The 13596-nt window shown below is 60.8% G+C and carries 10 protein-coding genes, 1 tRNA gene and 1 other RNA gene; 7 read left to right on the plus strand and 5 right to left on the minus strand.

Annotated features, from left to right (window positions below; all coding sequences use genetic code 11):
- Positions 1–3: 3 nt before the first annotated feature.
- Complete coding sequence (locus HY067_16790; GenBank protein MBI3529612.1) at positions 4–2997, minus strand: EAL domain-containing protein; 2994 nt, start codon at positions 2995–2997, stop codon at positions 4–6.
- 291 nt (positions 2998–3288) lie between these two features.
- On the opposite strand from HY067_16790, the gene HY067_16795 reads away from it, so the two are divergent.
- Positions 3289–3570: a HigA family addiction module antidote protein gene (locus tag HY067_16795; protein ID MBI3529613.1), complete on the plus strand. Its 282-nt coding sequence runs from the start codon at positions 3289–3291 to the stop codon at positions 3568–3570.
- A 198-nt stretch (positions 3571–3768) separates the two neighbouring features.
- On the opposite strand, the gene HY067_16800 is transcribed toward HY067_16795, so the two are convergent.
- Together HY067_16800 and acs are read right to left on the minus strand one after the other, a co-directional pair.
- A tRNA-Ser gene (locus HY067_16800) sits at positions 3769–3859 on the minus strand.
- A 105-nt stretch (positions 3860–3964) separates the two neighbouring features.
- Positions 3965–5932: an acetate--CoA ligase gene (gene acs, locus HY067_16805; GenBank protein ID MBI3529614.1), complete on the minus strand. Its 1968-nt coding sequence runs from the start codon at positions 5930–5932 to the stop codon at positions 3965–3967.
- A gap of 267 nt (positions 5933–6199) precedes the next feature.
- Between acs and HY067_16810 the strand changes: the two genes are divergently transcribed.
- The 6 genes from HY067_16810 to HY067_16835 all read left to right on the plus strand — a co-directional run bounded on the left by HY067_16810 (position 6200) and on the right by HY067_16835 (position 11604).
- Positions 6200–7726: a fumarate hydratase gene (locus HY067_16810; protein ID MBI3529615.1), complete on the plus strand. Its 1527-nt coding sequence runs from the start codon at positions 6200–6202 to the stop codon at positions 7724–7726.
- A gap of 114 nt (positions 7727–7840) precedes the next feature.
- Positions 7841–7939, plus strand: an RNA gene (gene ffs, locus HY067_16815) — signal recognition particle sRNA small type.
- A gap of 94 nt (positions 7940–8033) precedes the next feature.
- On the plus strand, positions 8034–9617 hold the full coding sequence (dnaX, locus tag HY067_16820) for a DNA polymerase III subunit gamma/tau (protein MBI3529616.1): 1584 nt from the start codon (positions 8034–8036) through the stop codon (positions 9615–9617).
- Between the two features lie 11 nt (positions 9618–9628).
- Positions 9629–9955: a YbaB/EbfC family nucleoid-associated protein gene (locus HY067_16825; GenBank protein ID MBI3529617.1), complete on the plus strand. Its 327-nt coding sequence runs from the start codon at positions 9629–9631 to the stop codon at positions 9953–9955.
- Between the two features lie 54 nt (positions 9956–10009).
- Positions 10010–10606, plus strand: a complete 597-nt coding sequence (recR, locus tag HY067_16830; GenBank protein MBI3529618.1) for a recombination protein RecR — start codon at positions 10010–10012, stop codon at positions 10604–10606.
- Positions 10606–11604 carry a pseudouridine synthase gene (locus HY067_16835; protein MBI3529619.1) on the plus strand — a complete coding sequence of 333 codons (999 nt, stop codon included), beginning with the start codon at positions 10606–10608 and terminating at the stop codon, positions 11602–11604. Before recR ends, HY067_16835 begins: the two co-directional genes overlap by 1 nt.
- Here the strand turns inward: HY067_16835 and prmB are convergent.
- Positions 11534–12427: a 50S ribosomal protein L3 N(5)-glutamine methyltransferase gene (prmB, locus tag HY067_16840; protein ID MBI3529620.1), complete on the minus strand. Its 894-nt coding sequence runs from the start codon at positions 12425–12427 to the stop codon at positions 11534–11536. The two genes, HY067_16835 and prmB, sit on opposite strands and share 71 nt — an antisense overlap.
- Positions 12417–13553 (minus strand): succinyl-diaminopimelate desuccinylase, encoded by a 1137-nt coding sequence (gene dapE / locus HY067_16845; protein ID MBI3529621.1) that lies wholly within the window; start codon positions 13551–13553, stop codon positions 12417–12419. Before dapE ends, prmB begins: the two co-directional genes overlap by 11 nt.
- Between the last annotated feature and the right edge of the window lie 43 nt (positions 13554–13596).

Below are 13596 nucleotides of genomic sequence, written 5' to 3' on the forward strand. Positions count from 1 at the left end.
TTTTCACCGACTAAGGAAACTCGCCATTTCGTCGAACGCAACCGGGCGGCTCAGGAGAAAACCCTGCATCTCGTCGCACTTGAGCAACCTGAGCAGATGCAACTGTTCCTCGGTCTCGACCCCTTCCGCCACGACTTTGAGTCCGAGGGAATGGGCGAGCGAAATGATCGTCGATACGATGGTCCGGCTTTCCGGACTTTGCGCCATGCCCACGACGAACGACCGGTCGATCTTGAGCGTGTCCATCGGCAGCCTGGCGAGGTAGTTCAACGATGAATAGCCGGTGCCGAAATCGTCGATCGCGATGCTGACGCCCAAGCCGCGCAATGTCTTGAGCCGCTCGATATTGCGCTCGATGTCTTCCATCAACAGGCTTTCCGTGATCTCCAGCTCGAGCGCAGGCTTCAGGCCCTCTTGGGAGGCCAGCGCAAACTGCACGTCCTGCACGAAATGCTGGTCGCGCAGTTGCTGGGCCGAAACGTTCACCGCAACCCGCGGTACCGGGAGTCCCCTGCCGCGCCACCGTTGCTGATCCGCGAGCGCCTGGCGTAGCGCCCAGCGCCCCACCTCGAAGATCATCCCCGTCTCTTCCAGGATCTGGATGAACCGCAGCGGGGGCACCATGCCGGTATCCGGGTCGTTCCAGCGGATCAGCGCCTCGACGCCGGTAGGTTTGCCGGTGGCCGCATCGAACTTGGGCTGGTAATGCAGCACGAACTGCTCGAGATCGATCGCTTTGCGCAGCTTGGTTTCCAGCACCAGGAACTCGGCGACCCGCGCGGTCATTTCCGGTGCGTAGAAGACAAACCGTTCTTTCGCTTGCTTGGCTTTTCTCAATGCGGCTTCGGCATTGTGCAGCAGGGATTCGGCGGTGGATCCATCCGTCGGATAAGCGGAAACCCCGGCACGGGCGTCGATTCGAAGCTCCTGTCCGTTGATCACGAACGGCGCGCCGAAACACGCCTTCATTCCTTCCTCGACGAGCTGGGCGAGTTCGTTGGCGTCGCGGGCGCCGCGTATGATCACCCCGAAGCAGTCCGCCACCACGCGAGCCGGATTGGAACATCGGGTCGTCGTCGCATTGGACTCCAGGCGGCGAGCGATCAGACGGAGCAATTCGTCGCCTGCCTGGCGGCTCAGCGTATCGTTGACCAGGCGCAGGCGCTCCACGTCTATCAGCGCCACCGCCACCAGTTCCGGGATGTCGGCCCGGGTGTGTAGCTGCTGACCCAATCGTTCGCTAAATAGCGTCCGGTTGGGAAGCCCGGTCAGCGGATCGTAATAGGCCAGATAATCGACCTTCTCGTCCTTGGCGATGTACTCCAGCCCGAACGAAATGTCCCCGGCCAACTCGGTGAGCAGCTTGATCTCCTCGTCGTCGAAGAAGTGCCGTTCCGGCGCATACAGCGTCAGAATCCCGAATGTCTGCCCTTCCACGAACAACGGCAGCACGATGACCGACTTTGCGCCCATCTGGATGGCCGCTCGCCTGACGCTCAATGTATCCGGCGCAAGCTCGACGCTCATTACACCCGGATCACGCTCGATGTCGTTGTCGAAGGCGGGCCGTTTTTCGCGCAAAGCGACTGCCGCGGTGCCCGCCGGCGCGAACCCGGCCGAGCGATCAGTAGACTCGCCGCCCGCCTCGAGATCCAGTGGCAGACCCGCTTTCGCGACCGGTACGAGCTTTCCGCTCGCATGGTCCAGCACGCTGATCCAGCCGACGGTGAATCCGCCCTGGTCGACGGCGATGCGACAGGCTTCCTGAAACAACTCCTCGCGGTCGCGAATGCGTACGGTATGCACGCGGTTGAGGCGCTTGATTCTCTCTTCCGCCCGCGTTTGCTCGGTCACGTCTTGGATCGTGCAAAACCACATCAAGCTATTCCGTTCTCCAGATTGACCCTCAAGCGGTTCAATTACCTGCCGCACGTGGATCAATTCTCCGTCAGCGCGCCACAGCCTGTAATCAATGTCTACGCGCGCGCCCGTCACCGCCGCCTCGATGCTTTTTCTGCGAAATTTCTCACGGTCATCCACGTGCAGGATGTCCAACCACGCGCGTGTGCTTTGTGGCATTTCGGCAGGAGTCACCCCAATTAGCTGCGGGAGCGTTTCGGACCACCTCACGAATGACCCGCCCGGGCCTGTGATCACGTGCCCGAGCTTCGCCAGCAACTGCGCGCGCTGAAGTCCTGCGGCCTGCTCTTGCAGCGTAACCTTCAGCCGCATCCTCTCGGTGATGTCTTCGGCGATCCCCGCCGTCCGGTAGATCTTGCCCTGCGCGTCCCGAACGGGGAATCCTCGGTCATGGATCCAACGTAGCGATCCATCGGGACGCACGATCCGATATTCCACATCGAGCGCCTTTACCCCTGTCGTCATTTCCTCGAGGCTCTTTCGGATCTGTGCGCGGTCCTCTGGATAGATGGATTCTACCCAGTCCCGGTGGACCTTCTGTACGTCTCCGCGAGGGCTTCCCCACACTCGCTCATAGGCAGGACTGATGTAGAGGCTCTGCTCTGAGTCGACCGCGTGTACCCAGAACACTTCGTGAATGTTTTCCGCCAGTTGCCGGAAGCGTTCCTCGCTCTCGTGTACCTGCTGCTCGAGCACCTGGCGCGCGCGTCGCTCTTCCGTCTCTTTTATTGCCCTTTCCACCGAAGGAGGAAGGCGGAGCAAGTCGGTCTTCAGGACGAAGTCCGTCGCGCCGTTTTTCAGCGCGCGAACGGCATACTCCTCACCGAGGGTGCCGGACACGAAGATGAACGGGATGTGGGAGTACGACTGGCTGGCAATCCTGAGCGCTTCCATGCCGTCAAAATTCGGCATGGAAAAGTCGGACAGGATCACGTGTGGCTGGAATTCCTCAAGCTCCCGCCGAAAATCGACGGCAGTTTCTACCCGGTGTCCGTTACAGAGGATGCCGGCGCGCTTGAGTTCTCTCAACATGAGCTCCGCGTCGGTTGCGACGTCCTCGACCAGTAGGATCCTCATCTGCTGGCTCATAAGGTTTTAATTTTACCTATAACGCACCGAATTGGGTAAACAGCCTACACCTGATCAATCAATTCCGAGCTGTCATTCCTGAATGGAAGAATTTTCCGAGGATCCACGATTATCGTTTTTGGGATTCCTTTAGATTCTTGTTGGCGCCGCCCTCGGCTAGTGAATCTGCCGAATACGCTTGTGAACAGTAGACCAACAATACGATTAGCAAAGCACGCATTTTCAGCAAGCCCGTATCAATCAAGACTATCATTGAAGGAACAGACGATGGCAACGCGTATGCACAACCCCCCGCACCCTGGCGAAGTACTTCAGGACACCGTGCTTGCGGCAGACCGGATCACGATCAGCGAGTTCGCGCGCAAGCTCGGTGTATCGCGTGTCGCGCTCTCGCGCGTGGTGAACGGCCGCGCGGCGGTGAGCGCCGACATGGCCTTGCGGTTGGCCGCGGCGCTCGGCGGCTCGGCGGAGTCTTGGCTCCAGATGCAGGCGGCCTATGACCTCTGGCAGGCGTTGAAGAAACGCCGGCCGAAGATCCGACCGCTGGACTTGGCGGCGTAGAAAGTTACTTTTCATTCTGGCGAGGGGATTGTGACTGGCTCGCTTGGGCGACCCAGTCATCCTTCGGTACATGCCTCAGGACCGCACGAAAAGCTCGTGCGTCGAAAAACGCAGTGCGTTTTTGTCGAACCAAGGGGGGTCTCGAAGTACTCCCCCTCTCCGCCAATAAAAAAGCGACCCTCGCGGTCGCTTTTTTATTGGCGGAGAGGGGGGGATTCGAACCCCCGTTAGGCTATTAACCTAAACACGCTTTCCAGGCGTGCGACTTAAACCGCTCATCCACCTCTCCGCATCTTCAAAACTCTCCAGTCTACCGTGGTGTTTCATGGTTCGCGGAAGGCGCGAAGAATACTTGAGGCCCCCTTTCAAGTCAAAGAAACAAGGAGTTCCGCAGTTACATTCCCTTCTTTAACTGCTCCAGTATCGCCGGATTTTCCAGCGTGGAAATATCCTGCGTAATTTCTTCGCCCCTGGCGATCGAGCGCAACAGGCGCCGCATGATCTTGCCTGAACGGGTTTTGGGCAGGTTGTCGCCGAAGCGGATGTCTTTGGGCTTCGCGATCGCACCGATTTCCTTGCCGACCCATTCGCGCAATTCTTGCGCCATGCGCTTGGCTTCGTCGCCAGTCGGGCGCGGTCCCTTGGTGACGACGAAGGCAACGACGGCTTCCCCGGTGAGGTCGTCGGGACGGCCGACCACCGCGGCTTCGGCAACCAGTTTCGTGTTCGCCACCAGCGCAGATTCGATTTCCATCGTCCCCAACCGGTGACCGGACACGTTGAGCACGTCATCGATTCGCCCCATGATCCAGAAATAGCCGTCGAGGTCGCGGCTTGCCCCGTCGCCGGCAAGGTAGTACTTGCCCTTGAAATCCTCCGGGTAGTAACTTTTCTTGTAGCGCTCCGGATCTCCCCAGATGGTGCGGATCATCGAAGGCCATGGCTTCTTGATGACCAGAATGCCGCCTTTGCCTTTCTCGACATCGTGCCCGGTCTCATCGACGATCGCGGCGATGATGCCCGGCAGCGGCATCGTGCAGGAGCCTGGCTTGAGCGGCGTGGCGCCGGGCAGAGGGGTGATCATGTGCGCCCCCGTTTCGGTTTGCCACCAGGTATCGACGATCGGGCAACGCCCGGCGCCGACGGTGTTGTAGTACCACATCCAGGCCTCCGGATTGATCGGCTCACCGACCGTGCCGAGCAGCCGCAGGCTGGTCAGGTTGTATTTCTTCGGCAAGTCGGCTCCGGCCTTGATCAGCGAGCGGATTGCCGTGGGTGCGGTGTAGAACACCGTTACCGCGTGATCCTGGATGATTTTCCAGAATCGACCTGCATCCGGGAAAGTCGGCACACCTTCGAACATGATTTCCGTGGCACCGACCGCGAGCGGGCCGTAAGTAATATAGGTATGACCGGTCACCCAGCCGACGTCCGCCGTACACCAGAACACGTCTGCCGGCTTGGTGTCGAACGTCCATTTCATCGTCAGCATCGCCTGCAACAGGTAGCCGGCGCTCGAGTGCTGTACGCCCTTGGGTTTGCCGGTTGACCCCGACGTGTAGAGGATGAACAGCGGATGTTCGGCGCCGACCCAGGCCGGTTCGCAGCCGTCGGGTTGGTTCTGCACCAGATCGTGCCACCAGATGTCGCGCGGCGATTCCATCCTGGTTACGCTGCCGGTGCGCTTGTAGACCACGACATTCTTGATGGCTTCGCATCCGCCCATCGCCAGGGCTTCGTCTATCGCGGGTTTGAGGGCGATCTCCTTGCCACCGCGCATCTGTCCGTCCGCGGTGATCACCGCGTTAGCGCCAGCATCGATGATGCGCTCCTGAAGGCTTTTGGCCGAGAAGCCGCCGAACACGACCGAATGCGTCGCGCCGATGCGCGCGCAGGCTTGCATGGCAATGACGACTTCGATCGACATCGGCATATAGACGATGACGCGGTCGCCCGTCCTGACGCCGATGGACTTCAGCCCGTTGGCAAACTGGCAAACACGGTGGTAAAGCTGCTTGTAGGTGATTTTGGTGACCGTGCCGTCGTCCGCCTCGAAAATGATCGCGATCTTGTTCGGCTGGCTGTTGAGGTGGCGATCCAGGCAATTGTAGGAAACATTCAGTTCGCCGTCGCCGAACCACTTGAAGAAGGGGGCTTTGCTGTCGTCCAGGACCTTGGAAAAGGGTTTTTGCCAGAGGATGTTTTCTCTCGCCAGACGCGCCCAGAAACCTTCGTAGTCCTTTTCGGCTTCAGCGCACAAGGCCTGGTAGGCCGGCATGCCGGAAACATTCGCCTGCTTGACGAAATCCGCGGCTGGCGGGAACACTCTGTTTTCCTGCAGGATCGACTCGATCGTGCTCATTGCATCCTCCCCAATTATTCTGTTGTTCGGCTACGGGTGGGAAATCCTTTCCAAGGATTATAGCGAGAAGTTCCGCACGCAACCCCCAAGAGTCTCGAATCGCTTTCTTCGTAGTGTAAAATTCGCCCATCCACGCCGACGCAATGTGAAACATAGATGGATTCGAGGAACAGCAAATCACAAAGTAGGGTCATGGCGTATACTGGCCGTATCGCGATGGCGCAGCGCGCCGCGCACTGAAAGCCCCGCATTCCACCCATCCGTACCATGACCGCCATTCGCCAGGAAGACCTGATCGAAAGCGTTGCCGACGCCCTGCAGTACATCTCCTACTACCATCCGATGGACTATATCGAGACCCTCGGCGAGGCGTACCGGATCGAGCAATCGCCTGCGGCGCGCGATGCGATCGCGCAGATCCTGACGAACTCGCGGATGTGCGCGGAGGGCAAGCGCCCCATCTGTCAGGACACGGGAATCGTTGTTGCCTTTCTGAGAATCGGCATGGACGTGCGCTGGGAGGGCGCGACTATGAGCGTCGCCGATATGGTCAACGAAGGCGTGCGCCGCGCGTATCTGCATCCGGACAATAAGCTGCGCGCTTCGATTCTTTCCGATCCCGCCGGTGGGCGCAAGAACACCAGGGATAACACCCCGGCTGTGATCCACATGGAGGTCGTGTCCGGCAACACGGTCGACGTGAAGATTTCGGCGAAAGGCGGGGGCTCGGAGAACAAATCCAAATTCGTGATGCTGAATCCTTCGGACAGCATCGTGGACTGGGTCATGAAAACCGTGCCCACCATGGGCGCGGGTTGGTGTCCGCCGGGCATGCTCGGCATCGGCATCGGCGGCACGGCGGAAAAAGCGATGGTGCTCGCCAAGGAATCGCTGATGGACCCGATCGACATGCACGAACTGAAGCGGCGCGGACCGAAGAGCCGGATCGAAGAGTTGCGTGTCGAACTCTGCGACAAGGTCAATGCGCTGGGCATCGGCGCTCAGGGGCTGGGCGGATTGACCACCGTACTCGACGTGAAGATCCTCGACTATCCCACGCATGCAGCGTCGCTTCCGGTTGCGATGATTCCGAACTGTGCGGCGACGCGCCACGCGCATTTCACGCTGAATGGCAGCGGCGCCGCGCGGCTCGATCCCCCGAGCCTGGATCGCTGGCCCGATGTGCATTGGGTGCCGGCGCCGTCGTCGCGTCGTGTTGACTTGGCTAAAGTCACGCGCGAGGAGATCGCCGGCTGGAAGTCGGGCGAAAGGCTGTTGCTGAACGGCAAAATGCTGACCGGCAGGGATGCGGCACACAAGCGCATCCAGGACCTGCTGGCGAAGGGCGAAGGGCTTCCCGCGGGTGTCGATTTCAAGAACCGGTTCATTTATTACGTCGGGCCGGTCGATGCGGTACGAGACGAAGCAGTGGGTCCCGCCGGACCGACGACGGCCACGCGCATGGACAAATTTACGGAGACCATGCTGTCGAAGACCGGATTGCTCGGCATGATCGGCAAGGCCGAACGCGGCCCGGCGGCGATCGAGGCGATTCGCAAGCACAGGGCGGTCTATCTGATGGCGGTCGGCGGTGCCGCCTACCTCGTGTCGAAGGCAATCAAGTCCTCGCGCGTGGTCGCGTTTGCCGATCTCGGGATGGAAGCGATCTACGAATTCGAAGTCAAGGACATGCCGGTCACGGTCGCGGTCGATGTCAACGGCACTTCGGTGCATCAGACCGGCCCGCGCGAATGGCAGTCGAAGATAGGCAAGATACCGGTCGCAGTCGCATAGCGACTTCGATGGTGAGGCGAGAGGGGTGAGGAATGAGGGGTCTTACGGAGGTGGCGCGCGAGCGCGGCCGTCCATCGACTCACGCCTCTCGCCTCACGCCTTACGAGTTTCAATGGCGGGCCTCCCCGCATTGCATGGTAGTGAATCTGGTCAGGTCCGGAAGGAAGCAGCCACAGCTATTTTCTGCAAGTGCCGGGGGTAAGGCTCGCCACCCTTATTTGAGGTCGGCAAACCGTGGCAGGCGTGAAGGGCAGCACGTTCCCATGCACTACGCCGCAGCCAAAATGACTATGTCAGGATTCAGAGGATCAATGTGACGCTCGCGCTTGCGCGCAGATGGCGCCCGAAAAATTTCACCGAGCTGGTCGGCCAGGAACATGTGGTGCGTGCGATCAGCAACGCGCTTACGCAGAACCGGCTGCATCACGCCTACCTGCTGACCGGCACGCGCGGTGTCGGCAAGACCACGCTCGCGAGGATCATCGCCAAAGCGCTCAACTGCGAAACCGGCGTGACCGCCACGCCGTGCGGAAAGTGCACGGCCTGTGTCGAGATCGATTCCGGTCGTTTCCTGGACCTGATCGAACTCGATGCCGCGTCCAATACCCAGGTGGACAACATGCGTGAATTGCTGGAGAACGCGCTGTATGCGCCGACCAGCGGGCGCTTTAAGGTGTACATCATCGACGAAGTGCACATGCTGTCGCGCTCCGCATTCAACGCGATGCTGAAAACCTTGGAAGAGCCGCCGGCGCACGTCAAATTCATCCTCGCAACCACCGATCCGCAGAAAGTTCCGGTGACCGTCCTGTCGCGCTGCCTGCAGTTCAATCTGAAGCAGATCCCGCTGGCGCAGATTCGCGGTCAGCTCGAATACGTGCTCGGCAAAGAAAATGTGACATTCGAAGTCCCGGCGCTGAATCTGCTTGCGCGTGCAGCGCAGGGTAGCATGCGCGATGCATTGTCGCTGCTCGACCAGGCGATCGCGCACGGTGCGGGAAAAGTCGAAGAGACCTCGGTACGGGAGATGCTGGGCGCGGTGGATCGCGGCTATCTCTTCTCGATACTCAACGCGCTGACCCGGGGCGATGGTCCGGCCCTGCTGGCCGAAGCCGATCGCATGGCGGCGCGCAGCCTGTCCTTCGATACTGCGTTGCAGGAGCTCGCGACGCTGCTGCACCGGATAGCGCTGGCGCAGACCGTCCCCGACGCGCTCGCCGACGATGAACCCGAGCGCGACACCCTTATTGCGCTTGGCCGCGCATTCAGCGAAGAGGATGTGCAATTGCTCTACCAGATCGCCATCCACGGGCGGCGCGATCTCGGCCTGGCGCCGGATGAATTCGCCGGCTTCACCATGACATTGATGCGCATGCTGGCCTTTTTGCCGCTGGAGCCTGGCGGGAAGGTTGCCCCGAATGCAGAAAAGCCTGCGGTGACGCGAGTCGTCGAGCAACCGCGAGCTGTCGAGAAAACGAATCAGCCGGTCGCAGGTACTCGACCCATCGAAGCGGAGCTATCGGACTGGAGAAATCTCGTCGGGCGCATCAAGGTCGGCGGTATGGCGCGCATGCTGGGCGACAATTGCGAATTCCGGGCGCTGCAAGGCGATAATATCGACCTGGTCGTGCCCGAGGCGCATAAGCATCTTCTTGAAAAGGCCTACACCGACAAGCTGCAGGCCGCAATCGGGGATTACTTCGGCCGTAAGCTGCGGCTGCGCATTTCGACCGGCGGCAGCGGCAAGACCCCCGCGGAAATTGAAAACCAGGAGCGGCAGGCGAAACTGGCCAAGGCCATCGAGTCTATCGACTCGGATCCGTTCGTACGCGAGCTGGTCGAGAATTTCGATGCCAGGGTCAAGGATACATCGATCAAACCGGTTCAGTAAGGAAACCACATATGATGAAGGGTCAACTCGCGGGTCTCATGAAACAGGCCCAGCAGATGCAGGAAAACCTGAAGAAGGCGCAGGAAGAAATCGCCGCGATGGAAGTCGAAGGTCAGGCGGGAGCCGGAATGGTCAAGGTCACCATGACGGGGCGCCACGACGTCAGGCGCGTGAATATCGATCCCAGCCTGATGGGCGACGACAAGGATATGCTCGAGGACCTCATCGCTGCGGCGGTCAACGATGCGGTGCGCCGAGTGGAGACGGTAACCCAGGAGAAGATGGGCGGGCTGACCTCGGGCTTCGGTTTGCCGCCCGGAATGAAGTTTCCGTTTTAGTGAACAGAGAACGGATCTGCTGCTGACCGTTCGCCGATCACCGTTCACTTCCCGATGAAAACACCGTCCACCCTCGAAGAACTGATCGAAGCCCTGCGCTGTCTCCCCGGCGTCGGGCCGAAGTCGGCGCAGCGCATGGCTTTCCACCTGCTGCAGCGTGACCACCGGGGTGCGCAACGGCTCGGTCGCGCGCTCGATCAGGCGCTGACCCGGGTCAGGCATTGCGAACGCTGCAACAACTTCACGGAACTGGCGGTGTGCGAACTTTGCAGTTCGCCGCGGCGCGACCAGGCGGCGCTTTGCGTGGTGGAGACACCGGCGGATTTGCTGATGATGGAACAGGCTCAGGTCTATGACGGAATGTACTTCGTGCTGATGGGAAGGCTTTCGCCGCTCGATGGCGTGGGACCGAAGGACATTCATCTCGATCGCCTGGTCAAGCGCGCGCTCGATGGCATCGTCAAGGAAACGATTCTTGCCACGAATTTCACGGTGGAGGGCGAGGCGACGGCGCATTACGTGGGCGAATTGCTCGGTGCGCGCGGCATGAAGGTTTCGCGCATCGCGCGCGGGCTGCCGGTCGGTGGCGAACTGGAACATGTCGACAGCGGCACACTGGCGCAGGCGATGATAGAACGGAGACCTGCCTGATGGCGGCCAGTCCCGGTTCGGAATCGACGAAGCGCCGTGCTTCACCGCGGCGCACGCCGAAAAGCACCCCTGCCGTGGCAAAAGGTTCCAGAAAGCCGGCGCGGCCTCCAGCCAAGCGTGGCCCGTCCCCGCCGCCGTCCCCACCTTTGCAAGCGGCGGCGCCGGCGACCGTCCGGTCCCAGAAGCTGCAGAAGGTCCTCGCACAGTCAGGTCTGGGCTCGCGGCGCGCGATGGAAGAAATCATCAAAGCCGGCAAAGTCAAGGTCAATGGTGAGCCGGCCATGCTCGGCATGCGCGTTACGACCGAAGATCTGATCCAGGTCGGACGCCGCCAGATCAAATTCAAGGTCACTTCGCGCCTGCCGAGGGTCATCGTCTATCACAAGATCGATGGCGAGATCGTCAGTCGCGACGATCCGCAGGGACGGCGCAGCGTGTTCGAAAAGCTGCCTGTCATCCGCAGCGCCAAATGGCTGGCGGTCGGAAGGCTGGACTTCAACACTGGCGGCCTGCTGATCTTCACGACGTCGGGAGAACTGGCCAATCGACTGATGCATCCGCGTTTCGAAGTCGAACGCGAATATGCGGTTCGACTGTTCGGCAGCCTGACTCCCGCCCAGGTGCAGGAACTGAAAAGCGGCGTGCGGCTTTCCGACGGGGAGGCCAGGTTCGAGGTGCTGGAAGATCAGGGCGGCGAGGGCAGGAACCGCTGGTATCGTGCGATTCTTAAAGAGGGCAGGAATCGCGTCGTGCGGCGCATGTTCGAAGCGCTGGGGCTGCAGGTGAGCCGCCTGATGCGCGTGCGCTTCGGCATCGTGGCGTTGCCGCCGAGGCTCAAGCGCGGCAACTGGATCGAACTCAAGGAAGCCGAGATCAGCGAATTGCTGGAATGGGCGGGTAGTGCACCCGGGGTCGCCGATGAAGATGTCAGCGACGCAGCTCCGCCGCCGTCAGCAGAAAGACAAAACCGGCACCGCCCGAAGTCTCGAGCCAGGTAAACGGCAGCGTTGGAAATGCCCGTTCGAGGGTGTCGCGATTGTGCCCGATCTCGACGATCAGAACGCCGCGTTCGTTCAAATGCGCGCCGGCTTGCGCAAGAAGCCGGCGTACGATCTCGAGGCCGTCCTCGCCGCCTGCGAGTGCCATCTGCGGCTCCGCGCGATACTCCTGAGGAAGGCCTTCCATCGACGCCCGGTTGACATAAGGCGGATTGGACACGATCACGTCGTAACGCCCGGTCAGGCCGGCAAACAGATCACCGCGGACGAGATGCACCCGATCCTGCAAGCCATAATCGGATACGTTGCGTGCCGCCACTTGCAGCGCCTCCGGGGATAGTTCCGTCGCATCGACTTCGGCGTCGGGAAATGCAAGGGCGAGCAGGATGGCGAGGCAGCCCGAGCCGGTGCACAGGTCCAGCGCTTTGTCGATCGGCTGGTCGTCGCTCACCCACGGAACCAGCTCGTCGCGCAGCAACTCCGCGATGTAGGAACGCGGCACGATCGCGCGCTCGTCGACGTAAAAACGGAATTCTCCCAGCCAGGCTTCGCGAGTCAGATAGGCGGCTGGTACGCGTTCGTCGACGCGCCTGCGCACGATATCCTCGATCGATTCGATTTCTGCAGTGGTCAGCAGCCTGTCGAGAACGGGATCGAGTTCATCGAGCGGCAGCTTCAGCGTATGCAGGATCAGATAAGCCGCCTCGTCATGAGCATTAGTACTGCCATGACCAAAATGCAGGCCGGCTTCGTTGAAACGAGCGACCGTAAACCGAAGCCAGTCGCGAACGGACCTGAGCCTCGCGGGTGCTTCAGCGGCCATCCAGTATGTTGGCGAGCGCCAGTTGGTAGATGCGGGAAAGCGCTTCGAGGTCGGCAAGGTCGATATGCTCGTCGAGCTTGTGGATCGACGCGTTGATCGGGCCGAGCTCGACGATTTCGCGGCAAATATCGGCGATGAAGCGACCGTCGGAAGTTCCACCGCTGGTGGAAAGTTCCGGTGTGCGACCGGTGACGGTCTTGACTGCAAGCGACAGGCTTTCCACCAGTTTTCCTTTCGGCGTCAGGAACGGCCGGCCGGACAGCGACCACGTCAAACCATAGTCGACGCCGTGGCGGTCCAGTATTTCGTGCACGCGTGCCTGGAGTCCCTCCACCGTGCTGGCCGTCGAGAAGCGGAAGTTGAACGAGACGCGGAGTTCTCCGGGAATTACGTTGGTAGCGCCGGTGCCGGCGGTGATGTTCGAAATCTGCCAGGTCGTCGGCGGAAAATATTCGTTGCCATCGTCCCACTTCGCCGCGGACAGTTCGGCCAGAGCCGGCGCGAACTGATGAATCGGATTGCGCGAAAGGTGAGGATAGGCGATATGCCCCTGCACGCCGCGCACCAGTAATTCACCGGAAAGGGAGCCGCGACGACCGTTTTTCATGGTATCGCCGAGCATCGTGACGGACGACGGCTCGCCGATGATGCAGTAATCCAGCGCTTCGCCGCGCGCGCGCAAGGCATCGACGACCTTGACGGTCCCGTTCATCGCAACACCTTCCTCATCCGACGTGATCAGCAGCGCAATCGAACCGGGATGATCGGGATGCTCCGCCAGAAAGGCTTCGATCGCGGTAACGAATGCCGCGATCGAGGATTTCATGTCAGCCGCACCGCGCCCGTACAGAACACCGTCGCGTACCGTCGGCAGGAAAGGGTGGGAATGCCACTGATCCAATGGGCCGGTGGGAACGACGTCGGTATGTCCGGCGAAACAGACCAGAGGTTTGCTGCCGCCGCGGCGGGCCCAAAGATTCTCCACGTCGCCGAAGCGCATGCGTTCGATCTTGAAGCCGAGACCGGCCAGGCGTCGCGCCAGCAAGTCCTGGCAGCCGCCGTCATTCGGTGTGATGGAAACGCGCGAGATCAGCTCGCGAGCGAGGTCGAAGGTGGCAGACTTCATAGTGAGGCATCCGGCAGCAAGCGCACCGGAAACAGGAATTTGG

This window comes from Betaproteobacteria bacterium (assembly GCA_016194905.1).
Classification (GTDB): Bacteria; Pseudomonadota; Gammaproteobacteria; order Burkholderiales; family JACQAP01; genus JACQAP01.